This window comes from Mesorhizobium sp. ES1-6 (assembly GCF_020164775.1).
GTDB lineage: Bacteria > Pseudomonadota > Alphaproteobacteria > Rhizobiales > Rhizobiaceae > Mesorhizobium.
The window spans coordinates 75,459-100,557 of record NZ_JAIUGU010000012.1 but is presented as its reverse complement, the minus strand read 5'-3'; the positions used below and the strand labels follow the sequence as shown (position 1 = coordinate 100,557).

22 protein-coding genes and 1 pseudogene are annotated in these 25,099 nt (G+C 59.3%); 13 read left to right on the top strand and 10 right to left on the bottom strand.

Features of this window, described 5'->3' with window-relative positions:
* Nucleotides 1-174 precede the first annotated feature (174 nt).
* Both LB564_RS25000 and LB564_RS24995 read left to right on the top strand, forming a co-directional pair.
* Nucleotides 175-687: a ferritin-like domain-containing protein gene (locus LB564_RS25000; protein ID WP_140707844.1), complete on the top strand. Its 513-nt coding sequence runs from the start codon at nucleotides 175-177 to the stop codon at nucleotides 685-687.
* Nucleotides 688-1,406: 719 nt separating this feature from the next.
* Entirely contained in the window at nucleotides 1,407-1,820 is a 414-nt protein-coding gene (locus LB564_RS24995) for a VpsR-related response regulator (protein WP_140707842.1), read from the top strand.
* A gap of 210 nt (nucleotides 1,821-2,030) precedes the next feature.
* Here the strand turns inward: LB564_RS24995 and LB564_RS24990 are convergent, their stop codons facing one another.
* A complete protein-coding gene (locus LB564_RS24990) occupies nucleotides 2,031-3,821 on the bottom strand; it encodes a PAS domain S-box protein (RefSeq protein WP_140707840.1) in 1,791 nt (596 codons plus the stop codon).
* A gap of 240 nt (nucleotides 3,822-4,061) precedes the next feature.
* On the opposite strand from LB564_RS24990, the pseudogene LB564_RS31765 reads away from it, so the two are divergent.
* The 4 genes and pseudogenes from LB564_RS31765 to LB564_RS24970 all read left to right on the top strand — a co-directional run.
* Nucleotides 4,062-4,160: pseudogene (locus LB564_RS31765) on the top strand (GNAT family N-acetyltransferase); the annotation flags it as partial.
* A gap of 202 nt (nucleotides 4,161-4,362) precedes the next feature.
* Nucleotides 4,363-5,100: a Crp/Fnr family transcriptional regulator gene (locus LB564_RS24980; protein WP_140707838.1), complete on the top strand. Its 738-nt coding sequence runs from the start codon at nucleotides 4,363-4,365 to the stop codon at nucleotides 5,098-5,100.
* Nucleotides 5,101-5,215: 115 nt separating this feature from the next.
* Entirely contained in the window at nucleotides 5,216-5,461 is a 246-nt protein-coding gene (locus LB564_RS24975) for a hypothetical protein (protein WP_181173759.1), read from the top strand.
* Nucleotides 5,355-5,759 (top strand): metalloregulator ArsR/SmtB family transcription factor, encoded by a 405-nt coding sequence (locus LB564_RS24970; protein ID WP_318012850.1) that lies wholly within the window; start codon nucleotides 5,355-5,357, stop codon nucleotides 5,757-5,759. Before LB564_RS24975 ends, LB564_RS24970 begins: the two co-directional genes overlap by 107 nt.
* A gap of 231 nt (nucleotides 5,760-5,990) precedes the next feature.
* Here LB564_RS24970 and LB564_RS24965 read toward each other — a convergent pair whose 3' ends face one another.
* Nucleotides 5,991-6,257: a hypothetical protein gene (locus LB564_RS24965; RefSeq protein ID WP_140707836.1), complete on the bottom strand. Its 267-nt coding sequence runs from the start codon at nucleotides 6,255-6,257 to the stop codon at nucleotides 5,991-5,993.
* A 326-nt stretch (nucleotides 6,258-6,583) separates the two neighbouring features.
* On the opposite strand from LB564_RS24965, the gene LB564_RS24955 reads away from it, so the two are divergent.
* From LB564_RS24955 to LB564_RS24940, 4 genes are all read left to right on the top strand, one after another.
* The gene (locus LB564_RS24955) at nucleotides 6,584-7,444 is read left to right on the top strand and encodes an ATP-dependent DNA ligase (RefSeq protein WP_140707834.1); all 861 of its coding nucleotides are present in this window, start codon (nucleotides 6,584-6,586) and stop codon (nucleotides 7,442-7,444) included.
* 562 nt (nucleotides 7,445-8,006) lie between these two features.
* Complete coding sequence (locus LB564_RS24950) at nucleotides 8,007-8,270, top strand: DUF6894 family protein (protein WP_140707832.1); 264 nt, start codon at nucleotides 8,007-8,009, stop codon at nucleotides 8,268-8,270.
* A 13-nt stretch (nucleotides 8,271-8,283) separates the two neighbouring features.
* On the top strand, nucleotides 8,284-8,502 hold the full coding sequence (locus tag LB564_RS24945; protein WP_140707830.1) for a hypothetical protein: 219 nt from the start codon (nucleotides 8,284-8,286) through the stop codon (nucleotides 8,500-8,502).
* Nucleotides 8,503-8,694: 192 nt separating this feature from the next.
* On the top strand, nucleotides 8,695-8,940 hold the full coding sequence (locus tag LB564_RS24940) for a hypothetical protein (RefSeq protein ID WP_140707828.1): 246 nt from the start codon (nucleotides 8,695-8,697) through the stop codon (nucleotides 8,938-8,940).
* Between the two features lie 78 nt (nucleotides 8,941-9,018).
* Here the strand turns inward: LB564_RS24940 and LB564_RS24935 are convergent, their stop codons facing one another.
* The 4 genes from LB564_RS24935 to LB564_RS24920 all read right to left on the bottom strand — a co-directional run bounded on the left by LB564_RS24935 (nucleotide 9,019) and on the right by LB564_RS24920 (nucleotide 11,174).
* Entirely contained in the window at nucleotides 9,019-9,300 is a 282-nt protein-coding gene (locus LB564_RS24935; protein ID WP_224541747.1) for a hypothetical protein, read from the bottom strand.
* Between the two features lie 396 nt (nucleotides 9,301-9,696).
* A complete protein-coding gene (locus LB564_RS24930) occupies nucleotides 9,697-10,122 on the bottom strand; it encodes a hypothetical protein (protein WP_140707824.1) in 426 nt (141 codons plus the stop codon).
* On the bottom strand, nucleotides 10,097-10,291 hold the full coding sequence (locus LB564_RS24925; RefSeq protein WP_224541745.1) for a hypothetical protein: 195 nt from the start codon (nucleotides 10,289-10,291) through the stop codon (nucleotides 10,097-10,099). Before LB564_RS24925 ends, LB564_RS24930 begins: the two co-directional genes overlap by 26 nt.
* Before the next feature lie 511 nt (nucleotides 10,292-10,802).
* Nucleotides 10,803-11,174 (bottom strand): hypothetical protein, encoded by a 372-nt coding sequence (locus LB564_RS24920; RefSeq protein WP_140707822.1) that lies wholly within the window; start codon nucleotides 11,172-11,174, stop codon nucleotides 10,803-10,805.
* Between the two features lie 403 nt (nucleotides 11,175-11,577).
* On the opposite strand from LB564_RS24920, the gene LB564_RS24915 reads away from it, so the two are divergent.
* Nucleotides 11,578-11,850: a hypothetical protein gene (locus LB564_RS24915; RefSeq protein ID WP_140707820.1), complete on the top strand. Its 273-nt coding sequence runs from the start codon at nucleotides 11,578-11,580 to the stop codon at nucleotides 11,848-11,850.
* Nucleotides 11,851-12,403: 553 nt separating this feature from the next.
* Here LB564_RS24915 and LB564_RS24910 read toward each other — a convergent pair.
* The 3 genes from LB564_RS24910 to LB564_RS24900 form a co-directional block, all read right to left on the bottom strand.
* Nucleotides 12,404-13,144 (bottom strand): Crp/Fnr family transcriptional regulator, encoded by a 741-nt coding sequence (locus tag LB564_RS24910; RefSeq protein WP_140707818.1) that lies wholly within the window; start codon nucleotides 13,142-13,144, stop codon nucleotides 12,404-12,406.
* 119 nt (nucleotides 13,145-13,263) lie between these two features.
* Nucleotides 13,264-13,518, bottom strand: coding sequence for a DUF6894 family protein (locus LB564_RS24905; RefSeq protein ID WP_140707816.1), 255 nt, complete (start codon nucleotides 13,516-13,518; stop codon nucleotides 13,264-13,266).
* A gap of 389 nt (nucleotides 13,519-13,907) precedes the next feature.
* Entirely contained in the window at nucleotides 13,908-14,483 is a 576-nt protein-coding gene (locus LB564_RS24900; RefSeq protein ID WP_140707814.1) for a cysteine hydrolase family protein, read from the bottom strand.
* 348 nt (nucleotides 14,484-14,831) lie between these two features.
* On the opposite strand from LB564_RS24900, the gene LB564_RS24895 reads away from it, so the two are divergent.
* Nucleotides 14,832-15,635, top strand: a complete 804-nt coding sequence (locus LB564_RS24895; RefSeq protein ID WP_140707812.1) for a DUF4239 domain-containing protein — start codon at nucleotides 14,832-14,834, stop codon at nucleotides 15,633-15,635.
* A gap of 123 nt (nucleotides 15,636-15,758) precedes the next feature.
* On the opposite strand, the gene LB564_RS24890 is transcribed toward LB564_RS24895, so the two are convergent.
* Nucleotides 15,759-16,910, bottom strand: coding sequence for a helix-turn-helix transcriptional regulator (locus tag LB564_RS24890; RefSeq protein ID WP_224541743.1), 1,152 nt, complete (start codon nucleotides 16,908-16,910; stop codon nucleotides 15,759-15,761).
* Nucleotides 16,911-17,629: 719 nt separating this feature from the next.
* Here LB564_RS24890 and LB564_RS24885 point away from each other — a divergent pair.
* Nucleotides 17,630-25,087 carry a YncE family protein gene (locus tag LB564_RS24885; protein WP_224541741.1) on the top strand — a complete coding sequence of 2,486 codons (7,458 nt, stop codon included), beginning with the start codon at nucleotides 17,630-17,632 and terminating at the stop codon, nucleotides 25,085-25,087.
* Nucleotides 25,088-25,099 lie beyond the last annotated feature (12 nt).

Sequence of the window (25,099 nt, the reverse complement as noted above, 5' to 3'; positions counted from 1 at the left end):
CGACCTCGATTTGCCAAACCTCCTTGTCGAAATTCGGCGATCCGCGAATTTCGCATCTGCACATACCAGCCGCAAGCCCATTTGGCATGCTGGCCCAATCTTGATGGAACTGCATCGCCGCAACTTTGTTTCTCGTCCGCCCCGTTTGTGAGGCGCTCAAGAAGGGAGACAATCATGGCGACGACAAAAAAGGCCTCGACCAAAGGCCTGAACGAGCTCTTCATCGATACATTGAAAGACATTTATTTTGCCGAGAAAAAGATTCTGGCGACACTTCCCAAGATGGCGAAGGCGGCACAAAGCCCCGATCTCAAGGCAGCGTTCGAAAAGCACCGCGGCCAGACCCAGGAGCATGTCGCACGCCTGGAGAAGATATTCAGCGCGCTCGGCAAGAAACCACAGGGCAAGACGTGCGCGGCCATCATGGGCATCACGGAGGAAGGCTCCGAAATCATGGACGAGTATAAAGGCTCTCCGGCTCTCGATGCCGGTCTGCTGGCCGCAGCTCAGGCAGTCGAGCATTATGAGATCTCCCGCTATGGCACGATGCGCACCTGGGCCAGCGAACTCGGCATGGATGAAGCAGTAGAGCTTCTCGAGCTTACCCTCGGCGAGGAGAAGGACACCGACGAAGCCCTTACGCAGCTCGCCGAGTCGGCCGTCAACGTTGCCGCCGAGGCGGCATAGCGAAGATCCGACTGGTTTTGAAAGTTTCAGGCCCCGACCGCCGAGCGTCGGGGCCTTCGCTTTTGGAAAAGGAACTGGTGCGTGGATCCGAGATGAAGAGTTAGCGCACAGTCGAGTTCGAGGGGGTTCTAAGGGGAAGATACTCGAAGACGACGTATTTCAGCCCACGTCTCGAGTGGCGAAACACCACTTGAGGCCTGCGTAACTAGCCCATCGCAGCCGCCCCTCTGAGGAAAAGCCCTCGCGAACGCAGTTGTCCGTTGCCTCGCAGCTATTCGCAGCCCTAGGCTTCAGGAAGCGGCTGCTGATCCTGATTCATCTGATGGATAAGGAGAAATCGGTGTCGGAGTTACTCTCTCTGGCGGGTGGGCAGAGCGCGCTTTTACAGCATTTGAGCGGCATGGCCAAACTTGGAATTGTGCGATCCCGCACCCAAGGCAAACGGCGTTTCTATTCCTGTACCTCGGAGGAGGCGACGATGGTCGTTAGCCTCCTCAGCGACATCGCCGAGAATGACGACCTTCCGATAGGGAAGAGATCGGGGAAGGGATCGTCGTTTTGGCGCTCTGGCTGATCAATATTCGCCCTCGCGGGTACTTGATCGCATCGAACTGACTCGCTTAGGGTGACGGGATGGTACAAACCTTTACGGTCACCAGCATAAGGCAGGAGGCGCAGGTAAGCGATGTCAGAGCTTCCGCCTGATAGGGTGAGACGCCATGGCTGATATGATCGCGCTCCTTTTGGAAGACGAAGTTCTCATTGCTCTGGACGTCGAGCACCACTTGGCCGAAGCTGGGTTTGAAGTCGTGCATGTCACCTCGTGCGCAGAGGCCGAACGCTACCTTGGAGATCAAAACCCCGATGTGGCGGTGATCGACCTGAAGCTAAGGGACGGTGTTTGCCACAGCGTTGCGCATACTCTTGCGGACCGCTCGATCCCTTTCATCGTTCATTCAGGCAACAACGAATTCGACGACAATCCCGAGCATCAGATTTTCGCCAAAGGAAGCTGGGTCCCGAAACCATCTGAGATGGCTGACCTAGCGGCCACGGCGATGTCGCTTGTCCAGCAGCGCGACCTGAAACGCGTGCTCGATAGTCGCAGGCGGGAACGATTCCGGTCCACCTGAAGCGACCCCGGACAGCATCCTCCAAGGCCGGTGAAGGTCGCACGCGCGATTTAGCAGAGAGGAGCGAAACACTTCGGACGTCGCGGCGATGTCAGCATGCGTGGCGGAATAAGGCAGGCGGCCGCGTGTGGCCACTGCTCGCTCCTCGGTACACGGTTCTGCGCGAGGCTGACGAGAACTTGGCGTCCCGCAACTCTGAGTCGTCGTGCTTTAGGCCTCACTGGCTACTGTGGCCTCTACCCAGGCCACCGGCGCTTCCAAACTCCAAACGATGCCATGTTCGCCGTAGTCGAGGTTGCCTTTGCCTCCGAGCGCCTCGGGAGCAACCCGCTTCAGCACCACTGTTCCAAATCCACCCTGTCCGATGGTCTGAACTTTTGGACCATCTTTTTCAGCCCAGGTAAGCTGAAAGACCCCCTGAGTTCCCGAACCCGAAACGTTCCATCTGACCGAAATCGCCCCCTGATCTCCCAAAAGCGCGCCGTATTTGGCTGAATTGGTGGCGAGTTCGTGAAAAGCGATGCCAAGATATTGGACCGCATTGGGACTGAGGATAACGGCCGGGCCGGATAAGGAAATTCGGCCCTCGTCGCCGAATGGCTTGACCTGCGATAGCAGGAGTTCCAAAACGGTGACGCCCCTCCAGTCGCCCATAACGAGCAGATCGTGCGAGCGTGAGAGAGCCATGATCCGCTCACGAACCTGCCGCTCGAACGCTGCGGGGTTGTCGGCGCGCTTGTTTGTTTCTCTGATCATAGAGAGAATAACGGAATACTGGTTTTTAACCCGATGGTTGACCTCGCGCATGAGCATGCGGATGCGATGTTCGCTCTCCTTAGCCATCGAGATGTCTCGGGCGATCTTGGAGGCGCCGATGATCTGGCCGACGGCATTGCGCACAGGTGATATCGTCAGCGAGACTGGAACGAGGCTGCCATCCTTTCGCTGCCGCTCTGTTTCGAAGCTCTCAACTCGCTCACCGCGGCGGATGCGTTCAAGGATGCGCGGTTCCTCGTCCTGATGCTGAGCCGGGATGAGCATCGTGACAGACCGCCCGATGGCCTCCTCGGCAGTGTAGCCGAACAGACGTTCGGCGCCGTGATTCCAACTCGTGATATTCGTGTTCAGATCCTTGCTGACGATGGCATCGAACGAGGATTCCACAATGGCTGACAAATGATGGCGGACCTCCTCGGCCCGTTGGGCATCGGTTAGGTCAAGCAGCATATTGACCGCACCAACCAGATCGCCCGTCTCGTCTCGTATAGGAGTTGGATAAGGCTGAAATGGGAAGAAGGACCCGTCCGGACGTTGAGCTATGGCCTGCTGGTCGTAAACTGGCCGGTTCTCCTTGAGCGCAATCGCCATCGGGCATTCGTCATGCGGCAGTTCCTTGCCGTCGGGCGTGAACAGCTTGAATGTGACACACCATTTGTCCTTGCCGACCTCAGGGTCCCGGCCTGCGAGCGCCGCAGCAGCGCGGTTGTAATAGGTGATCGTGCCATGCGGGTCAGTGGTGTAAATGGCGACCGGAAGCGCATCCAGAATCTGATGGTAGGTACTGTCCTTGCGCCGCAACTCGCTACGAGTTCGCTCCAGGTCGGTTAAATCGACGGTGAAGCATCTCGTGTTGATCAGCTTTCCGTCGACGAAATGGCCACTCGATGTGATCTCTACGTGCTTGATCGACCCGTCGAAGGCCCTCAATCGCGCCGGATACCTCGTGATCTTTTCCCCACGGGTCAGGCGATCCAAAACATCCTCGATCACGTCCCGGTCAGGATGGAATTCGCCAATGTGGCGCCCCACATAATCCTCTGCCGGATAGCCAACCAAATCGAGTTCAGCTTTGTTGGCGTGCAGAATGACGCCCTCTGCGCTCACGAGATGAAGCGCAACAGCACCGTTCTCAAAGAAATCCCTGTAATCAAAGTCCCGGCCGGTCTCGGAATTGTCGATCTTATCGAACGCGATAACGTCTTCCAGCGACAGTTCGCTCATCCCCACCCCTTTTAAGTTCAACCCGCTTCAACGTAACACGGAAGAATTCGTTCCCTCCGCCTCTGCGCAACGGAGACATTGCGTGGAACGGCCGACACCCGTTGGGAGGCATCGGCTCAGTGATGGCAGGGTACGGGGGTCATCGAGGTTGGATTTCGCGGATCGCTATGTTGAAACCCGCAAAGACAAGGGGTCGGGCAGAAGCTTCTTACAGAGGCTGAAAGTCGTCTAGCAGCACTTGGCTGTAAGAAGGTGAATTTGCAAGTGGTCGAATCCAATGCTGGCGTAGCCGAGTTCTACGAACGATCAGGTTATCCGATCGAGCCGGGTTCAGCATGACTAAGCACCTTCCGCCTCTCTTTGGAGCGTCCGCAATCTGAGATTCAGCCATCGGCCTAGTGGCGAAATCCGTTGGCCGAGGTAGACCGGATGCCAATGAGTTAGCAGACGTCTCGCGCGTTGTAGCAGGCGCGCTCGCTAACGCCGGGAACATTAGAGCCTGGTCCGAGTTCGGCGTTTAAAAGCAACCCGGTCACAAAATTTGGCACATGTTCCTTCTCCGAATGTTCTAACCCGTAAGCTCCAGAACATCTCTGATCTCACTCAGTCGGATATCACCGTTTTAGAGAGCATCCAATTTCAGAAACGGGACTATCAGGCCAACCAGGACATCGTGCGCGAGGGAGATCGGCCCACCCATTCATTCGTGGTTTTGGACGGTCTGGTGGGCTCCACCAAGCTCACGGGCGAGGGCAAACGGCAGATCACGTCGTTCTTTGTTCCGGGAGACATTCCTGACCTCCACGGAATGCATCTCTCTATTTTGGATTGCGCGTTCTCACCCCTCACGCGCGTTACCGTGGGCCTCATGCGGCATGATGCGTTGCGAGCCATTTGCGACCAACATCCTTCCATAGCGACTGTGTTTTGGCGCTCGACCGTGATCGACGCCGCGATCTATCGAGAGTGGGTCACAAATGTTGGAAGGCGCGACGCCTATGCTCGCATGGCGCACATTCTATGCGAGCTCATCGTCCGCCTTCACTCCATGGGGCTCATCAAGGATCATGTGGCGGAGCTTCCCATCACGCAGGCAGAACTTGCCGACGCGTTGGGCTTATCGACCGTGCACGTGAACCGAATGCTTCAAGAACTACGAGGCGCCAGGTTGATCGTCACCAAGGGCTCGCGATTGCACGCTGTCGATTGGTCTGGTCTCGTACGAGCAGGAGATTTCGATACCGGCTATCTACACCAAAAAAACGCGAGAATGCTGTGAGAGGGGCTGGAGGGCGAGATATTCTTTGACACCGGAGACAGCCATGCGGTCATTAAAAGATGAGGTAGGCATCGACTCGACGGGCTCGAGGAGCACGTCGTGAGGCATCGGAGGCTTGATCGACTTGGTGAAAGAATCTCCGAAGGATCTCGACAGCCAGCAATTATTCATTCAGGTCCGGGACCAGAATGGCAAAAAGCTGCCGAGGCTGAGCGTATCTTTTCATATGCCGTGCAATCCATATCTGGGCCGCCATGTCGGGCAGCTTCATGCCATGCACCTTTGGGCGAGGGACCGGATGGACCAGATTGGCGCATATGGTTTCGAAAACATCCAAGGGCAGGTGCGTCGAAGCTTGTGAATTCCTTGAGGCAGTCGGCAACCCGACCAGACTATTGGTCTTGGCTCATTTGCTCGATCGGGAGCAGTCGGTAAACGAGCTGTTGGAGAAGGTAGGGAGCAACCACACTCAAGCGCCGCTCTCGCAAAATCTGGCCAAACTGCGTAGGGCCGGACTGGTGAACACCCGGCGGGAAAGCCAGTGGATATATTACTCCTGCGATTCGCCCGCCGTGCGCCAGTTGTTGGCCTTCTTGGAACACACCTTTGGCGATATCAGGCCGAAGGCATCGAGCCCGACCGCGCATGTTTCTCGATAGCGGACGATCTCGGGCGGGATCCTACGAAAAGCCAGAACTGAAGAAGCGCGAGCGGCTGGGTAACATAGCTGTCCAGGTGATCGCGATATCCGGCGGGGTCGAATGATTAGGAAGGCTTATAAGAAGCCCGAACTCACCAAGCGCGAGAAACTTTCGGGCGTGTTGAGGAATTCGATCGCATTCGCCGGCGTATTCGGCTCCAACGATTTTTTCTTCCTCTGGGATGACTTTTCACCGTGGAACTTCCCAGGGATCGGCGAGGTCAGATTGCCTCGTCCATTCTGGATCTGGATGCTCGTCAGGCACGGCCAGGCTGTACTCGTAAACGGCGGCTTGCTCTTCATCGACAACCCGGAACCAATGATCCTGTAGAGCCCTTGGCGATACCTTTTGACCACCAGCCGCGGCTTCTGCGGCTTTCATCGGATCGTCGACTACAACAACGGCAGATGACAAGACCGCGTCGCCTTCGATCTCTTCCACTTGGTACTTCGTCATCGGTAGTCTCAGCCGCGTTTGAGGTTTTTCGCCTCGCGTTCCAGCGTGGCGCGGTCATTGCCGTGTTGCTTTATCAGGTCGCGCACCTGTTGGGCCGTGATTCCCGTCTTCTCGTCGAAATAACGAATCTCTATTCTTCCTCTACGGAGACGCGGTTTCGATCTCGAGAGTCTCGCTTGCTCTTGTCATCCGCCATCATTGTTCCTCCACTCCGATGGATGCCAACGTAGTTCCGCGAGCTTTGTTGCATCGCGCTAACGGTTTGCGGGTTCGGAACTATTTTAGCTAAAGCTGATTGAACCGCATATCCGTCGTGAGTTCGGTGCATGCGTCTGAAGTTCATCAAGCCCATGGAGCCTGAGCTCGTCGATACACCGCCTCAGGGCGACGAGTGGATCCATGAATTCAAGTTCGACGGCTACCGCACCCAGCTCATCAAGGACGAAGACGGAATTCGGCTGTTTACAAAGAACGGTTACGACTGGACGGGTCGTTATGTTCAACTTGCCGGCGAAGCCACGGCGATCGAGGCGGCAAGCTTCATCATCGATGGCGAGGCGATTACGATCAACGAGGCGGGCCTGACAGACGTCCACGTGCTGCAATCCGCCGTCACCAGCCGCAAACCCTCGCGCGACCTCTATCTGGTCGCGTTCGACTTGCTGCACCTCAACGGCCACGATCTGCGCAATATGCCGATAGAAGATCGTCGTGAGATCCTGCAGGCGTTGCTTCCGACCGGCCATATCCAGTTCAGCGAAGCGATGCCGGGCGCTGGCGCCGCTGTCTATCACATGGTGGACCAGGCCGGCCTTGAAGGCATGGTGTCGAAGCGCAAGGGCGGCGTCTATCGCAGCGGCCCGACGATGAACTGGCGCAAGATCAAGTGCTATGCCGAAAAGGAGATGGATATCATCGGCGTCCAGCGCGAGGCGGGCAAACCTGCCATGGTGCTGATGGCCGACAAGGGCCGCTATGCCGGCGGCGCCTTCGTCACGTTCAAGGCCGACAAGCGCCAGCGTCTGTGGGACCGGGTTAAGGGGAAGGTAGGAGGGCCGGTGCCGAAAGGGATAAAGAGCGACAAGGCCGAATGGCTAAAGCCCGGTCTTGTCGGGCTTGTGAAGTTCCTGAAGGGAGAAGAAAAGCTGCGCCATGCGAAGCTGCTGGATTTTCGCGAGAAATCTTGAACCTGGGCGGTCAAGACTCTCACGGTTCCGTTCCTATTCTTCGCAGATTGTGCGGCCGTTTCTTCGTTAAAAGGACCACCCCGGCTTCGCCGGTTCAAATTCGCGCATCCGCTTCTTGTTCGCGAAGAGCTGTCGACCAGCATGGCCGGTTTGTTCTCGGCGCGCTGGGATATTGTGCCTGATTGGGCTCGCGATGGAGTAGAATGATCGTAAGCCTGCTGCGGCCATCAGGTCCAGGCGATTGCATAATTGACAGCCCCAATCGCGACTTAGCTAATGTCCGTCCGAACGCGTACAAATAGCCTCCCCTGAAGCGAAGGCCCCACGAGATTTCGGCAGACGGCCACGTCGAACCCGAGCAGCTAACTATGCTGGCGGACATCCTGGCCAATCGATCGGGCATTCCGGCGGGAAGCCCAGAGTGCGAGACCCTGGCTAGGAGCATTCTCACCCTGTTCACTGGAGGTATGACCGCCATTGACGATCTAAAGCCGGCGTTAACCGGAACCCGCGACACAGCTTAGGGTCAGGAACAAAGATCGCGCTGCTCTGTTCGGCACTGATGGCGCTCTACTATTTTGATCTAACCGACAACGGAACCGCATACCCGGACACTGAAGGAACCGACCTTCCGAGCCTGCAATCGGCTGAAGACGAGGCGGCAAAGGCGCTCCTAGAAATAGCAAAGGACAAGATGCCGGACGGCACCTTCCGCGAGGTGGCACTGTATGTGCATGACGGTTCGAGCAAACCCATTTTTGTGGTAAAGGTCACGTTCGAACTCATCCGCAACGGGTCTGATGCCCGTGGAACCGTGGGAACCTGACGACTTCCGAACCGTGAGTGCGCGCCTCTACCAGCAACGGGCGCGGGCATATGTCGAGGACCTGCGTGCAGGGACCGAAAAGACGCGCCGGGTAATCGAGGATTCCCGCAAGCTGCTAGATCGGCTTGCCGCCAAGTCAGGCGCTATCCTGTACGTGGTTCCGTTCCGCAATGTCATGGCTCATGTTCAGCCCGGTGTAGAGAAGGCTATTTCGACACTGAACAAATCCTGACCGCCATTCCAAGCGCGGCGAGATCACGATCATCGACCGGAATGATCCAACTCACGCATGGCGCAGATGGGAAGGAGGAGCAACCTCAGTTCGACATCACCACCGGATGATTGTTCGGAATGGGACATGCCCTTGAAGGCTGTCTAATGTTGGCGCTAAATCATTTTGGTCTGCGTTCAGGGAGGAATTCTCGTGACCGACGCTTTTCATTCCATCACGGTTGAACGAGCCGCAGAGGCCTATGTTATTTCCAGAGGCAAAGCTCGGTTCCTGTCCATTGCACAGGCAATTCGCGCCATCCGAACACTCATGCCGACCTGTAGGGCCTCTGACCGCCAATTGGAGGAAATGTTGGCGGCGGCATCCATCGTTCACGGTGTGGCTGTGGCGTTCGATAAAACGACGGCCGACGGCGTAGCGCCACAGCTCCATTCCTAGCTGGTCGGTGCTTGCGTCCGCTCAGAAGGTTCAAATGGGCAAGTCGGTCGGCCTGCGCTAGAAACCAGGGCCAACAGGTCAAGACATGCAGTCCGGCGCAAGCAGCAGCATGCCGTATTTTGCCCAAAGCTGCTCGCAGTGCTGCACCCTCAAGCTTGGGCGCTCCCGCGGCCCAAAGAAGATCATCGCGGCGCGAACGTCGTAGCCCAACACGGACGCATTTGCGATGAACTGGACTGCCTCCCCTAAACTGCGAAGCTCAAGGGCAGCTTCTTTCTTGTTCACGGCGTCGAATACACCGAGCACCTGCACTTCGTCCTCGCGTGAAGCCAATACAGCAGCCATGGCCTCGTCACTCATCATCCCCATTACTGGACACGCAATTGCTGCTCAAGAACGCCGACGGTAGCACTTGCGTTGATGCTCGATTGGACCTGGCAACGGCTTCTTCGTTCGTCCTCGTTTGCTCTGGTGGCGAGCCAAATAGCGGCAGACTTTGTGAGACCCGTGAGGCACTCACCTGCAAACTCCGCCGGCTCGTCGGTCGCGGCGTCGAACACCGCCCACGTTTCGCACGGTTCCTGAATGAACAAGAATCTCACATTAGGCTCCGCTAAACTTTGCCCCAAACATAAGCGGAGGCAAATTGTTCCGGCGGAGCGTGTTCTTGAAGTTAGACATCTGTCGACCAATGCAGCACAGCCCGGGGTCGCCCGGCCCGGCAAACGCCGGGGCGGGCTAGAGCCGGTACCAGGGTCATGCCGCTTGGGCCGTGCATGAGTTCGCAGGAACGCCAAGCGCTGCCAGCGCGATCTCAATTTCGGCGTCATTGACATGGGCCGTCACCAAAACGATCCCTTCGACCGGATCCACATCCACGAGCCTCCCCGCGGCAGCTGCCACGGATCCGATCAGCCCGCCAGCAACGCTGGCGCAAGCGAGCGCCGCCAGTGCTGTCGGCGAGAGCCCCGCGCCGTAAGGGTTGATCAAAAACGCCACAAGAGCACTCCCGCTGAAAATCGCGGTAAGAATTGCAGCCGGAGCGATCCCCAAACCAGCCACCTCGTCGCGGTAAGGTCCGATAACGGCGATCCGCACGCGGGCAATTCCCGCTGCCACTAGGTCGCCTGCGGCTTTGGCTGCTTCGGCCCGGGAGTCAAAAAGTCTGCTGAGTGTCGGCATGGTCGGCGACGTTGCCCGGCGATAGATCGTTGACGAAGGAGGCCGCGATAAGTTCGTCACCATCGATCCGAGCCAGTCCATCCCTATGATCGCGACGACTTTCTCGACAAGTCATCAATTTGCCTTGGGCGATCTTGGCCGCCTGCATTCTGGCTCGAAGGCTGGCCATACGCATCCCCAAGGCAAGGGATGTGACAGTTCCATTTAGCATTGTTCGATAATCCTTTGATTGATGCCAGTGTGGGAGGGCGAAGTTGTGATCTGAAGCCCCCTGGCCTAAGAGCACCATGCGGGAATCCAGGCTGAGCGCTGCCGCGCCTCTTCAAGTGCTGACGGCTGCTCATGCTTGTGCGAAGGGTCTGAATTGTGAGGATAGGTGATCCGAACTGGCGTTGGCACGGCTCGCACCGATGCGAGGCGACGACCTGAAACCAGCTGCCTGCTCTCTTCAAGGCGAAACCGCAATGGGGACATTCAAGCGTCGTCTTGCACATCAGCAATCGTCGGGAGAGTGCCATCTCCCATCAGCGTCACACATGATAAAGTTCCGGCTCGCGGCCCGAAACGTCACGCAAATCGAATGTTCCGGATGCAGGGCTTCGGTCGGAAGCAACCGGACCAAAATCCGATCAACGAAGCGGCAGCCTCAAGCCTGAGGTCCTTCCCATACATCCCATGATCTAATCGGAGGCGTTTTCATCGCTCAACGCTAAAGAAACAGCGTTCTCTATGCTCCGCCTCTCATGCCGGCCTCTCGCAAGCAGCTCCCTTGAACGCCGTAAATTACGACTTTGCCTGCCGAAGTGAGCACCGCCATCATGCGTGACGGGAAGCTCCCTTTCGGACGCGTTGTCTATGCAAGTCCGGCAGCTCTCAAGCAGAACTCGAACCATGGTCTCGTCTGCCCCGGTGCCGGAGAAAATTCTCACGAGATTGCGAGCTTGTTGATCCCACTCGGATTCGGGAACGGCGCCCTCAACGACTATGGCTTTGAGCGCATTTTTGATCACATCAAAATCAAAGGCGGAAATCACCGGCCGATCACGGGTCATTGGCTTCTCCCTCGGGATCCGACGTACAGCCAACGAGTCGGTTGGAAGCACCAATGTCACCTTCCCACACGTCAACCCTCCGGGCATTAACCTGCGTTAACGCAACTGGGTGCTCCGTCACTTTCTGCTCGCCACCAGGCGTGGCGAATTCGAAACATAGCTACGGTTGGACCTGCCCGAAGAGTGAGGCGACCGACGCCGGTTCGGGGGCGGCGGGGCAACGCCGGTCGCATCAAGGATAGGGACCATGGGTTCAGCAAACTACGTTGCGATTGGTCCTTCCAGAAGGAGAAGCGATTCGTGCGGCAATAGCAATTGTCCTCTCCGGGCTTAAATCTTTGAGGTCGATGCGACTGTCCGCCGGAAGGAAAAGTCCACGACCCCGATTGCACCGGAACCGGCAATGACACTGCGGATCAGCCGAGGCATTGCCGGACAAGCCTTCGAAAGCCTTGCCCGCCTTGCCATTTTGTACCTGGATCGAGCTCTGACTTCGTCCTCCGCTTTCTTGCGCGATGTCTCTGCGGCGTCGATCAGCGTTACTGGCAGGCAGTTGTCGTTCAAACCTTGGGTCGCGGCCATGTACGTCTCCCTTGCGGAGCCGAACTTGGACTTGGCGGGAGTGTTCCCCTGCAGCATCATGCTGCACATGCTCTCAATTGCGGAGGTACCCTGATCGACGGCTTGCCTGGTCCGTTGTGAGCTTTTTCTGCGGATTGGGAACCTGTTTTTCTCAGGCAGGTTCGAATGGCGGCAGCTCCCGTGCTGCTGGTCAGGTCCCCCAAGACCCGGCCGGGCCCGCTTCTCTCGCCAGTGAGGCGGGCCCACTGCGATCGAAACTGCGGCGGCTTGGCTTGGAACCTAAATGACCGTTGCTGGTTGGGCGCTTCGTGGCGCCTGCTCTCGATGGCTCGCCGCTGGTTGAGGTGCGGATCTCAACCGCCCGCGCTTCTGCCGAGGGGCGCGGGCAAACCATTTAGGGGCCGATATTCCACGCAAGGTCGACAAGCTAAGGCACGAACGGACCGACCGCGAATCTCGCGTCGTCATTCGAGGCGGAGCGCAAAGCCCGTGAAGCAAAGACGGCTCGGTTGAAAGCCGGTCGGCTGGGGCAGCCTTCGAAAGGCGAAACGACTGGTGGCGGCGGACCCCGCGCTGCATTCCTTCCCCGCCTTGTCAGCCGTTTGAGATTGTGGACGACGCCGGCGTTGTGATGGCGATCGTGGCGTTCACTCAGGCTGCGAACTATAGCGATAGTTCATCTTGCCTATGAGGCGTTCGTATTCATCCTCAGCCGGGCTGTAGGTCCCGTCGGCGACCCGTACTAAGCCATTGCGGTCTCGGATGACGATTTCACCACGGGTTGCCCGTATCAGCCCCTTACCCTCCAATTCCTGGATAGCAACGGTAACGCCCGGCCGACGAACGCCCAGCATTACCGCCATGAATTCGTGGGTAATGTAAAAATGGTCGTTAGGAGCGCGGTCGTGACACATGAGCAGCCAGCGCGCCAAGCGCTCGTTCAATTTCGAGCGAGCATTGACCAGCGCCGTGAAGCCCGTCTGAATAAAGAGGGTCGCCACGTAGCGCAGCAGAAAAGTCTTGAGGCTTGCGCTCGCGGCCAGAGCCTCCACCAGGGCTGCGGCCGGGACACGGAACCCGCTCCCCGCTAACTGCATGTAGGTGTCATGCACACAGTGGTCATCTCCGAGTATCAGCATAACACCGGTCATGCCTTCGGAACCGATCAAGCCGATTTCCGTGTCGCCGCCCTTCGGAATTGTGGCAACGATCGAGGCGATCCCCTCCTCAATGAAATAGACGTTCTCGATAATGGAGTTGGCAGTTTCAAGCGGCGTGCGCAGCGGCAACGCGACGTGCTCCAGGTATGGGTCGATCAGCGCCAAATCCGGGGCACTCAGGCGCTGCAACAATTGGTTCTGATAGTGACGTGGGACCGAATCAGACATTGCTCTTCCCCAAGCAGGGCAAGAGCTTGCCAATCTCCCAGCCGTTCGCGCCCGTATAAACGTGCAAACGATGAATCGACATTAGGCCCTTTCCGCCGCAAGGGCCAATCAATTAACTATCAAGGCTGCGTGCCGACCTTTTGCGCCGCTTCCGAAAAGGGAAAGCGTAGGACCAGAGCGTTGTTTTCATCGACGATCTCGAAGGCAGCCTTGGTCAGCACCGATTTGCCGCGCAGGAGTTCCTCGGCAAGGATTTCCTTCGCGGCAGCCATTGCATCTTGCTCGACGCTGGCCAGATCGGCAAACTCCTGCCCCTCAGGATCTTCTTTCAGATCGCCCTGCTGGTTACGGACATGAAAAAAATATCTCGGCATGCTGACTCCGCTCGATTGGACTATTTAACCGCGGGGTGAGCGATGGAAAGCGTCGGAAACGTACCAACTGAGGATAGGTAATGTTTCGGGCAATGGGCCTGCCCGCCGCCGCGCGCTGTCTGCGGTAGAGGACCAGCACACGGAGCGAAGGCGACCGTAGAACAAGCAGGAGCGCACAGCCAGCTGTGGCGTAACGTATATCCACCAGACGACGCGTATGTCCTCTAGAAGCAGAGTTCCCTTGCCAGCTCGACGAATGCTTCGTGCGGCGTGGATCGCGTCACCTGGGCAATAAATGCAGAGTTCCGTCGGAACGCGGCATCCTCCTCCAAAACGCCAATCAACCGCCCTGCCTCAACCCCTTCGGCCCCTCGTCCGAACGGCTCGAACTACACCAGCGCAACATCCTCGAACCGGACCTCATCGGCAGGCAGCAGGTCTACTTTCCTTAGGCCTGCGTCGAACCCCGAAAGAAGGCGATTATGGTGATCGACAATCTGCTCGGCCAAGAGGGATCCGAAATCCGCTGTAGCGTGGCCATCTCGCACAAGCGTCACATCGAATCCCTCCGAGACGGCGCGGCGCGTAGTGGTGTCAACACAGAATTGCGTCATGCAACCACCGATAACCAGTCGATCAACGTCGAGCTTCCGAAGCCGGAAAGCTAAATCGGTGTCGTGGAAGGCGTCACAGCTCCGCTTGTGAATGAGAACGGTGTCGGGGTTGGCGGACACCTCTTCGCGCAGCTGCCAGCCCCGCGACCCAACTTCAAGTCGGTGCCCTGCGTCGCCGTCGTGCTGAACGATGATGACGGGTACGCCGGCCGCCTCCGCCGCGAGTTTCAACCGGCCGAGCCGGGCCGCAACGGCTTCGAATTCGCGGTCGATAGCGACTTGCCGACCGGCATCGATCAGACCGGCGAGGATTCCCTGTTGCACATCGATGATCAAGAGTGCTGTAGTCATTAAACATCGCCCCAAGAGCCAGTTTGAAGAGGGTACCTCACCGAGATAACGCCGACTAGAGAGGTGGTCCACCCGATAGCGGCAAGAGACTGACGTCGAGTATAGTGGAACCGCGCCTTCGATCTCGAGACCTGACCGTGACCAGCACGCTGTCCAATGCCGGCAAACCGAGCATGGCACCGGCCGGCATACCCTGACGGCTTCGCCCCCGCATAGCTGAGCGATAAGAACTTCAGGGAGCCCGGCCTGCGTTTCACCTTTGGTTCCGTGGCAGGACTAGAGTTAAGCTGGCAAAGATCAAGCTACCATGATCGGGGGCAGGATCGGACAGTGGATGGAGGGCGGCACGTGATCGAGGTCATGTCAGCAATAGTAGTTTTTCTGCTGCTATGCGTTGGAGCAGGCTTAGGCATCCTTATTCGGGGCTGGCTTCCCGCGCAGCACCAGACTCCCGAAGCTACGCTGCTGATGCAGTTGACCGTCGGTTTGCTTGCAACCTTTGCGGCCGTCGTTCTGGGTCTTCTCACCGCGTCGGTGAAGCAGGCCTACGACAATTCGGCTCTCGACCGGCAGCAGTATGCGCTTCAGCTTGACCTGATGGATGCGTGCCTGCATGACTACGGGTCTGACGCGGCCCGAATTCGCGTCGAGGTCGAAGGTTACACCGCTGCCGTCATAGCGAGCACGTGGCCGAACGAAGCTCGGCCCACGGGTGTTGCCTACCCCGATACTTCGCGTATGCCTGTTGTGGGTGCCTCGCCCGGACTTGAAGAGCTGATGAACAAGATCGGTCTCGAGGTAAACGAACTAACGCCGGCCGATCCGCAACACACGGCGATCGCTGCGATGTGCCGTGCCCGATATGATAGCGTCTCTACGGCTCGCCTCGGCGTGATCGAGGCCGCGCGAAGTGAATTGCTGCAGCCCTTCTACGGAGTTCTGATCGTGTGGCTCATGATCATTTTCGCGTGCCACGGTCTCATCGCCCCACGGACGAAACTGACGTTGACCCTCATGCTTTTTAGCGCGATCTCACTCAGCAGCGTAATGTTCGTTATCGCAGACCTCAGTCAGCCCTATGGCGGATTTTTCAGCATATCCAGCGGGAGCATGCGTAGCGCTTTGGAGGCGATGCTGGCGCGGACCAGTTAGGAACCTCTCCGTCGGCAACAGCCATGCGGCGGGTCTGGCCAACTCGCTAGGGAGAGGGTTTTCGTCCCAATCAGGACCGACCCACATGTTAAGCTTGGGGGCACAGCAGCAAGACGCATGGAGCTAACTGTGCTTTACGGCAGGCCTCAGGGAAGCCGCCAGGCGCACCAGGTCCACCCGACGCTGCTGGCCGGTCTTTTCAAGCAAGTGCCGCGTGTGGGATTTCAGCGTGTTCGGTGAGATCGAGAGGGTCCGGGCGATCTCTTGGCTATCTCGGCCATTGATCGTGAGCTCGAAGATTCGCGTCTCTGCCGGCGACAGGTTGTAGAGCATGGCCGCAGCATCCAGAACGTATTTCGGGTCATCGCCCCGCTCGGCGACGAACACCGCCGCGACTGCTTCGCCAGGAACTCCGGAGCGCACGCAGCGACCGTTCAACGGAAGCACGTGCACCACGAACGGCTCGCTGTCCGTTCGCGTGCCGGGGATCGCGATGCCGCGCCGCCCGAGCGGGCCGTCACCCTCCGCGGCGGCGAGGATGGCCGCGGCGAGCCCGCCGGGCACGATCTCGCCTTTGATGTCCAGGCGGCCCATGCGATCGACAAGGGGATTCCCATTCGCCATCGCCTCGCGAGCGGCAGCGTTGGCGTGTATGATGTTTGCGCGACCATCGACAATGACCACGCTCGATCGCACCGCGTTGACGACCGCCTCGAACATCGTGCGCTGCTTGCGTTCCTCATCGAGGATACCTGTGATCAATGCAGCACGCCGAAGATGCGGGGCGATGATGCGCAGCCCCACGAGTACGTCTTCGGTGATGGGTCCCTCGTCCCGATGCCGACCCAAGCCGACGTTGCCAATCCGGAAGCGGTCTCGGGTCAAAAAAATGCCGATGCTGTCAATCAATCCCTCTGGCTCGGCGAGGTCGATGAAATACTTGTTGGACTCCAGCGCCTGCTGATTGGTCACGCTCAGGGTGGTAATTGGCTCCTCGAGCGGCATGCGTCCAACGCTCTCTGGACCTCCCAGCAAGTTGACGAGTTCCGCGTTGTATTCCGGCTTGGCCATCGCGGCGGCCCAATGGTCCGGGATATTGACCAGCACAGAAAGCGACGCCGTTTGCGCCCGTATGTCGTTCAGGGCCATCATGACGTTGTGCAGGCGAAAGTGCCTCCGTATCCCGTCCAGCGCGTCGTGCCATTTCTCAGGCTCGATAACGGCATCGTAGATTGCGCCGATCAGCTGAATCAACGTGACATCTATATTGTCCATGGTCATCCGCCCTGAGAACCAGAACAGACAATAGATCGGCGGGGCTAAGACTGCCAATAGACAATGGGGAAGTCTCGCCGGTCCATCAGGTGTGACGGCTGGTTTCCGCACGGGATTCGGGCGATCGGGCCGGCGCGGCGATAAGCCGGTGATAGCTCCCACCGGCAGGGTGATAACCATTGGCTGGCGAGCGCCGCGGACTTGAAGGCGTCGAACTATTCGCCCGCGTAAACCGTCGGCAGGCGTGGATGGCCGCGGCGATCAGGTTGCAACGCATTTGCTGCATTCGTGTGGGCACGGTGTCAATGACTGCGGGTGTGCAACGCCGCTACAATCGCGTTGAGGAACAGCCGCGATTGGTGGGATGTCTAAAGCCAGGCCCGCACACGCGGACGCAAGCGTCACCCGGGTGGAATAGGCCACCGAGCTGGTTTGGGCAGCGTGCAATCGGCGTCGGTTCGATCGAGAAGGCTGCCGCTGCATCAAGGACGGCAAAGGCTGAAAACGTCACGCTAAGATTTCATCTCTGACCTCCCCGCTCAAGAGCGGTCCAAGATAATCGCGCGGCATCACCCCTAGGGGTGATCGCGGCACGCGGTCAGTTTGCTATGAAAGCAGCTCGTGGGCTTCTTTTGTTGTTCGCCTGGAGCGACGGCCGGTGGAGGACAGGTCATGGCAATCTTAGCAGTATATCCCGAAAAGATGGGTGGATCTGCTTGATGGGCTGCTATCGTCTTGCTTTCCGCGCGATCCGGCGACAATACGCCAAGGCACTCATGTGGCTCCTGTTCATGCCGCTTGCGCTCTGCATCGGCGGTGGCACGCGAGCAGACGACAATGCCCTGCACATGGGAGACATCGCAGCATCTGGATTTGCCGGAGTAACGCTGCAGACTGCCGGGCTCCCACCGGGTGTGGATCCGGCAACCAAAACCGTGATTGATCCCGACGGCGTCACGTTGCAAATCCTTGACGCAACCCAAATTCAGCAACCGGTCAAAGACCAGCAAATCGCACTTCCCGCCCGGAAGACCTTCAAGGCGAAAGAAATTGGCCACGTTTTCGGTTTGGCCTTCGACAATCTGCTACCGGACCTGCGCGGTTCGCCTGGTCTTTATGCGGCTGCAACTTCCGCCTTCGGCCTCCAAATCGTGGGACCCGACAGGGATAATGATGGCAAGCCCGACCGACTGATGACCGGCGCGCCGGGTGCCAGATTTATGGACGGACTCTTTGGCCCCGCAACTGACGGTGGGGGCGGCGCCATCTGGAAGATCGACGCCGCAACCGGAACCCTCAAACTCTACGCGGAAATCGCCACGAATACCGGACAAGGGATTGGCGGCATAGCTTTCGATCCGGTTAGCCGCTCGATCTATGTGTCTGATTTGGACACCGGTCTCATTCACCAATTCGTCGGCAACACGGCCACGGATGTGGCGCAATTCGATCACGGGCTGAAAGGCCGGCCGATGGCTGGGCAAGATGCCATCCCCGATGATGGTAAAACCATCACGCTGGAATCTCCCGATTTCGATTCCAGCAAGCCAGAAACCTGGGGCATGACCCCGGTGGGTCGCCGCATTGAAGCTCTCGCTGTTCATGGCGGCAGGCTTTTCTATGCCACGGCCGGGGATCATAGCATCTGGTCGATCGGCCTCGGGCCAGACGGATCTTTCCATGACGATGCGCGCATCGAATTCGGCGCAGGCGATCCCTCCTCCGATGTGGTGGGCTCCATCGTGTTTGATGGCGAGGGCGCCATCGTTGCCTTCCGCAACGAAGTTTTGAGCAACGGTGATTTTTCGGCATTCGCCAAGCCGGGTGCCAGCCCTGTGCTGCGTTATGTACTTGAGACGCCGGACGACCCGAACACGCCTTCTAAGTGGAATCTGGAAGCTGCCACCTATCCTGTTGGCGAGAACGAGGACCATGTGGACGCCAGCGGCGGCGCAGCCTTGCAATACGCCTACGGGCTCGACGGCACGCTGGACACGGGCACCTGTTCCGGGAGCCTGGTGGTTTCGGGCGACGCATTGGGGCCGCAGAAGAAAATCCATGGCCTCCAGATTGGACCAGAGGACCAATGGGGTACGGCGCCTGATCCTGATTTGAACGCCGGCTTCATCGCAATTGATCCAAATCAAGATGCGGAAGGCATGCGTGGCCATGCTGGCGGCGTTGCAGTTCTCGCGAATTGCGATGCCGGGGGCGGCTTCCCGCCTGTTGCCGACGGAAGTCAGGCAATGCCACCCGAGCAGGGCCAGACCTTCCCGCCTGTGGCGCCGGGCGGCAATGGACAGCCCATGCCCCCGGTCGATAGCGGCGGCAACCAAACGTTTCCGCCCGTGGATCAAACTAACGCACCAGGCACTCTTTCAATTACGAAATCCGCTGCCGTTGCGAAGTGTAATCCCAAGGGCGGCTGCGCATTCAATATCGACGTCAACAACGATGGCGGTGAAGTCGCCGGACCGATCGTCATCAACGAGCTGATTGAGGCCCCCCAAGCCACCCTCACGGGGGAGCCCAATGCGCCTTGGCAATGCACCAACGCGGCGCCGTTTACCTGTACCCATCCTGGCCCTGTTCCCGCCAACGGCAAGCTTTCGATGCGCGTGGTCTTCGCGCCAAACACCGCGCCGGACGTAAAGGAAATCAGGAACTGCGCCGCATTGCCAGGCGCGCTTGCGCCCCAGGTCCCAGTCCAGCAAGGCCAGAACCAGCAGCCGGCTGCGGTGGCGCTGCCACCGCCGGTGGCCAGCAATGCCGGAGGTCTCGCGGTTACGTCGACGCCGACAGGAGAAAGCTGCTCGCCCACCAAGGGTACTTGTGAATTCGCGGTGACCGTCACCAACTCGGGACCCGTACCGGTCACCGGCCCACTTACAATCAATGAAACGCTGGCCGTGGGTAGCCAGAGTCAGGCCAAGAACGACGCCAGTTCAATTCTGAAGCCTGGGGCCATGGTCTGCACGCCGAACGGCCGGGAGCTGAATTGCCAGGAGCCGAATGTGACCCTCGCTCCTGGAGAGAGCCGCGTGGTGAAGGCAAGTTTCAAGGTCGACACGGTCGAGGGTGGTGCCGCACAGTTCGTACAAAACCACGCTGTTGTCAGCTTTGGGCCGCTTGCCGGCGAGGCCAAGGCCGCGGTGGCATTCGAGGACAACAACAAGCTCCCGGAGCCGGCAGCTCCCAATGGTGGGCAGGCCGCGCAAGGCGGCGAGCAAGCCCAACAAGCTTGCGCGTCCATTCCGTTGGATCCCAACGCACCTTTCCAGCACGGTCCGGTGGTCATCTCGAAGAAAGGCCCGGCGAGCTGCCCGCTCGTTGGCCCCTGCACGTTTGAGATCACGCTGACCAACACCACCGACGCGGCGGTGCCGGGTCCCATACCCTTCACCGACACGCTCGATATTCCGGGGGCGAAGCTTTCCGACGCACCGATACCCGCGCCCTTCAGCTGCGCCAAGGGCGGACCGCCCCTCAATTGCTCCCTCGGCAACGGCGCCCAGGGTCTCGGCCCCCATGAGTCGAAAACCCTGCCGCTCACCTTCGATCTCGATCTGCCCGACGGCACCACCAGCTTGAAGAACTGCGCCGTGAAACCCGCGGCGCCAGCCGCGCCAGCGGCACCCCAGAAGAAGGCCATGCTGTCGAAACCTTCCCGAAAAAATCCGCTGATGAGCTATGCCAGCTTCCGCCCGGAGTCTTTCGCCGGCGGAGCCGGCCTGCTGCATCTGATCGCTGATCCAGGCGGCAATATTGGCGGGGTCAATGCGGTCTCAAAGGATTGTACGGTGTGGCGGCCGACAAACGGCAAATCAAGTGGCTTCAATATCCAGCAAAGCGATCATCTGACGGTAGCCTTCGCGCCGCTGAATGTGGATGTAGGAGGCAATGTAACGGGGTCGGCCACCTTCATCGAAGACAAGGGTGCCGTCAGCGGCAACGTCAGCGGCAAGATGTCGGGAAGTACATTTGATATCGACGTTGCCTGGAGCAATGGCTCATCCGGCCACTATCAAGGCGCGATTGACGACGATGGCACGGTGAGCGGCCGCATCAGGGCTCGCGCCACTGACGGCTCTGGCCATGTGCTCGCATTCCAAAATAACGGCATGCCGTGGTTCAAATGCACGAGCAGCAAGTTCTGCGAGGCCTATGCGGACGAGGCGGTTCGTTCGATGACGAACCTGGGTCACGAAGGCTGTCAGCCTACGGGGCCTGCGCAACGGTGGACGCTGGATCGGCAAAAACACATCGATTTCTGCATGGCACAGGCCAGCGCCGCCAATCCTACGCTCGATGCGGAAAAGCAGGCGCGTTCGGACCTTCTGGCACAATGCAAGGCCAACAGTCAGAAGGCAGCAGACGACAAGGCGAAATTGAACGACGCCCTGTGCAACGATTTTGCCCAGGAAAAAGTCGCCACCTTCGGCATGATCAGTCAAATGGACTGCGCCGCCAAAGCCGGCATCCCTGCGGTGCTTGACGCTGCCGCGATCAAGCAGGAGTGCATGGCCAAACCGCCCGGTTCCCAAGACGAGTTGGGCAAGCTCAAGGAGCCGATGCGCGCCATCGTTGCAGCCTGCTTCGCCGAAGTGAAGGCGAAGGGCGGCGTTCTGCCGCCTGAAGTTGGCGGCGGCGCAGCTTTAGATCCAGGTGCGGACGCGGCGGCTGGCGATCCGGCCCCCGAGCAATGCGCGATGGTGGACATCGTGCAGCCGGACCAGCAGGCTGCCCAGCCGGATGCACAGGTACCTCCGCCAGTTGACCAGGTCCCACCACCCGTTGAAGCGGCCAACGCCAATGGCCCACCGCAAGACCAGGGCAACGGCCTGACCGTTCAGAAATCGGCCGGCGCGGCAGACTGCACGGCCGGACGGCTCTGTGTGTTCAACATCCAGGTCACGAGCAAGACACCAAACCAGCCTGGCCCCGTCGTGGTCAAGGATGTTCCAGACAATCTGGCGGGTCTCAATTTGCCGGTCGACAAACCCTTCGTGGCTGCTCCGCCATCCTGGGTTTGCACCAACGGCGACATCATCACCTGCACCAATCCTGGGCCGGTGCCGCCTGAAGGGCTGACGTTGCAACTGAGCTTCGCGCCGGGGGCCAAGGCCACCGCCAAAACGTTCCAGAACTGCGCCTCGATCGACACAAAGCCAGGCCCAAACGATGGCAACCTGGCGCCTGAACCGTCCTGCGCCGAGGTCACGCTCAATCCAGCGGTTGCACCTGCGCCGGCAAACGGACCCAAGCTGGCGCTTAAAAAGATAGCCGATGATTGCAAGCTCAACGACGACAAGAACCGGTTTGAATGCAACTTCAGCATCACGATCACGAACGCGGGCGACGCCCCGTTCAAAGGTCCGATTACCATCAACGAAGCTATGCCAGGCCTCGATGGCTTGGGAGCGGGGGTCACCACTGTTCCGCCTTGGACTTGCATAGGACCCGATCCCCTGAATCCCGTGGCCAACAGTTGCAACAACCGTGATGCCAGCATCGATGCGCAGGCCAGCATCAGCCTGCCATTGGCGGTCACCATTCCACGGGATGCCAAGGGCCTGCCCTGCCAACTCGACAATACTGCAACGCTGGAAGGAGGCGATCCTGCCCAGGCGCCTGCCAAGGCAACGGCGACGATGCAGGGGGTGATCCCTGATCCTGCCAATCAGGGCAAGTGCAAGCTGCCCGCTCGCCCCAATCTCGTGGTCGAGAAGACGGTTGCGACCGCGGGCGGCGGGAAGCCGATGAGCTGCACGGTTGAAGGCAAGTGCAGTTTCAACATCCATGTCAAGAATGTCGGCGACGCCCCCTTCACCGGCCCGATCAGCTTGACGGATGTCGTCCAGGAGCGCTTGCCGCAAAACATGGAATTTGTGCCAAGCCAAAGCCCGGGCTGGTCTTGCACCGGCGTAAATAATTCAACCTCGCTGAAGTGCGATCACCCGGTGGTCACAATCAAGGAGGCAGGGCGCTTGGCCGACTCCTTGAGGATCGATGTGACACCGGGTGCCGCGACCTGGAAAAAGAACAATACGCTTACCAATTGCGCCGCGCTGGCCATTCCGGCCGGCGCCAAGGGACTGGGCAACGATCCCGGCACCAATGCGGGCGATGATAAAGCTTGCGCCAGCGTCAAGCTCGATCCGTTTTCCGTGAAAGTCACCAAGACCGGGGATCAATCCTGCGTGGTGGGATCGGACTGCCACTTCCAGATTAGGTTGTTCAACCCCGGCCCCATCGACCACAATGCACCGGTGACGATTTCGGACAAGCTCACCGGCCTTGCTTCGGCACCAATCGTCTCCATAAATCCCCCGCTGCCCTGCGCCGCTCAGCCGACCCAGATTCCGTTCAGCTGCACCTCGCCGGGTCCGGTCCGGCTTGATCTGGATGCCACAGATGGCAGCGAGTTTGGCCCCAGGACATTCGACATGATTGTGCGCCTGCCGGCCGACGCTGCTCAGGGGTCGTTCTCAAATTGCGCCGATGTAACAGACGGCACCGCCAATGCGTCGACCGGCCAATCCTGCGTTTCGGTGCAGGCCAAGCCAGCCCCGCCCGCGACGACGGCCGATTTGGTCATCGCCAAGACTGCCGGCGCGCAAACATGCGGCGAGGCGAAGCCATGCGACTTCAAGATCATCGTGACCAACAAATCCGCCCAAGCCTACCCTGGCGGCATTTCGATCTTTGACCTGATGGCGGCCGACGCTGCGCCGATGACGCAATACAAATTCGCCGGTCCGCCGGCAGCGCCATGGGTCTGCATCGGTTCAGCAGCGCCGGGCATGCAGTGCAACCATCCGGGCCCTCTGGGTGCAGGCGCATCCGTGGCCTTGCTGCTGTCGCTGCAGCCGTTGCCGGGTTCACTCGGGGACGCGAGGTTCGTAAACAACTGCGCGAATATTGAGGGGCAGCAGGCGGCAGCCAAATCCTGCGCGCAAATCGCCGTGGAGAAGCCGGCACCTTCCGCGCAGTGCAGGAACGGCATGACAATGACCGACGGCATTTGCGCTTGCCCCGCAAATACCAAATGGAATGGCCTGCAATGCGTCGGGCAAGGAATCGGTGGCGCGACCCCAAGCATCTCCAATGACACCCCTGCACCGATCGCGACGACACAGCCGGCAGAATGCAAATTCGGCATGACGCTGAACAGCAATGGCTTTTGCGCCTGCCCTGCGGGATCCAAATGGAATGGCGCAAGCTGCGCTGCCGGTCCCACGGGAACGCCCGGCGGCGGGGCCGGTTTAAGCAGGCCCATCGGCTCCGCGCCGGCGCCTGCGGCACAGGTAAAAGCCTGCCCGGCAGACCGGCCGGTGGGCGCTTATCCCGATTGCTGCCCTTCAGGTTCAGTATTTCGCAACGGTATCTGCAGGCGTGCTGTGGTCCTTCCCGCTTTGTGCAAGCAGGGCAAGGTGCACGATCGGTCCACCGGCAAATGCGTAAGCTGTCCGAAAGGCACGACGGCGCAAGGGGACTCCTGCGTCAGGCGTGCTCCGCCGCCGCAAGTGTGTCCGTCCGACCGGCCACTTGGCAACTATCCGAATTGCTGCCCGGTTGAACTTCCCCCTGATCGCCATGGGCGCTGCCGCCGCGTGCGCCAAACGCAGGAATGCGGCAGCAATCAATTCTTCGATCCCAATACGGGCCTGTGTGTGAGGCGTCCCTCTCAGCCGGCCGCCTGCCCGGCCGGCAGGCCGGTGGGGGCCTATCCCAATTGCTGCCCGACGGGAACGCACTTCGTTGGCCGCCGCTGCGTGCGCGATGAGCAAGAACAACAGCAGCAGCCCCGGCAGATCACATGCCCGGATGGAAGAGTGGTGACGAGCTACGCCATGTGCCGCATTGGCCGGCATACTCAACCACAACCGCAGGGACCGCGGCAGATCACGTGCCCGGATGGAAGAGTGGTGACAAGCTACGCCATGTGCCGCATTGGTCGCCACACCCAGCCGCAGGTGCATGATTGCCCGCCTGGATACAAGGTGCTCACGAAGCCGAACAAATACGGCGCCTTTTGCGAGATCATCCCGGTCACGCCGTCGCCAGCTCCACCGCCACCGCCACCGCCACCCCCTGCGCAGCCAAGGTGTGGGCCCGGCAAGCGCTTTGACCCACAGGCCGGGCCCAATGGCAGTTGCGTCCTCAACGTTGGCTGAGGCGAATCCACG

Coding starts and splice junctions, on each gene's coding strand:
- LB564_RS24955 (WP_140707834.1), top strand. CDS start 6,584: ATGCGTCTGAAGTTCATCAAGCCCATGGAGCCTGAGCTCGTCGATACA.
- LB564_RS24915 (WP_140707820.1), top strand. CDS start 11,578: ATGACACTGCGGATCAGCCGAGGCATTGCCGGACAAGCCTTCGAAAGC.
- LB564_RS24885 (WP_224541741.1), top strand. CDS start 17,630: ATGGGCTGCTATCGTCTTGCTTTCCGCGCGATCCGGCGACAATACGCC.
- LB564_RS24990 (WP_140707840.1), bottom strand. CDS start 3,821: ATGAGCGAACTGTCGCTGGAAGACGTTATCGCGTTCGATAAGATCGAC.
- LB564_RS24930 (WP_140707824.1), bottom strand. CDS start 10,122: ATGCCGACACTCAGCAGACTTTTTGACTCCCGGGCCGAAGCAGCCAAA.
- LB564_RS24890 (WP_224541743.1), bottom strand. CDS start 16,910: ATGGACAATATAGATGTCACGTTGATTCAGCTGATCGGCGCAATCTAC.
- LB564_RS25000 (WP_140707844.1), top strand. CDS start 175: ATGGCGACGACAAAAAAGGCCTCGACCAAAGGCCTGAACGAGCTCTTC.
- LB564_RS24950 (WP_140707832.1), top strand. CDS start 8,007: ATGGCGCTCTACTATTTTGATCTAACCGACAACGGAACCGCATACCCG.
- LB564_RS24910 (WP_140707818.1), bottom strand. CDS start 13,144: ATGTCTGATTCGGTCCCACGTCACTATCAGAACCAATTGTTGCAGCGC.
- LB564_RS24900 (WP_140707814.1), bottom strand. CDS start 14,483: ATGACTACAGCACTCTTGATCATCGATGTGCAACAGGGAATCCTCGCC.
- LB564_RS24935 (WP_224541747.1), bottom strand. CDS start 9,300: ATGAGTGACGAGGCCATGGCTGCTGTATTGGCTTCACGCGAGGACGAA.
- LB564_RS24925 (WP_224541745.1), bottom strand. CDS start 10,291: ATGGCCAGCCTTCGAGCCAGAATGCAGGCGGCCAAGATCGCCCAAGGC.
- LB564_RS24970 (WP_318012850.1), top strand. CDS start 5,355: ATGTCGGGCAGCTTCATGCCATGCACCTTTGGGCGAGGGACCGGATGG.
- LB564_RS24965 (WP_140707836.1), bottom strand. CDS start 6,257: ATGACGAAGTACCAAGTGGAAGAGATCGAAGGCGACGCGGTCTTGTCA.
- LB564_RS24995 (WP_140707842.1), top strand. CDS start 1,407: ATGGCTGATATGATCGCGCTCCTTTTGGAAGACGAAGTTCTCATTGCT.
- LB564_RS24920 (WP_140707822.1), bottom strand. CDS start 11,174: ATGACCCGTGATCGGCCGGTGATTTCCGCCTTTGATTTTGATGTGATC.
- LB564_RS24905 (WP_140707816.1), bottom strand. CDS start 13,518: ATGCCGAGATATTTTTTTCATGTCCGTAACCAGCAGGGCGATCTGAAA.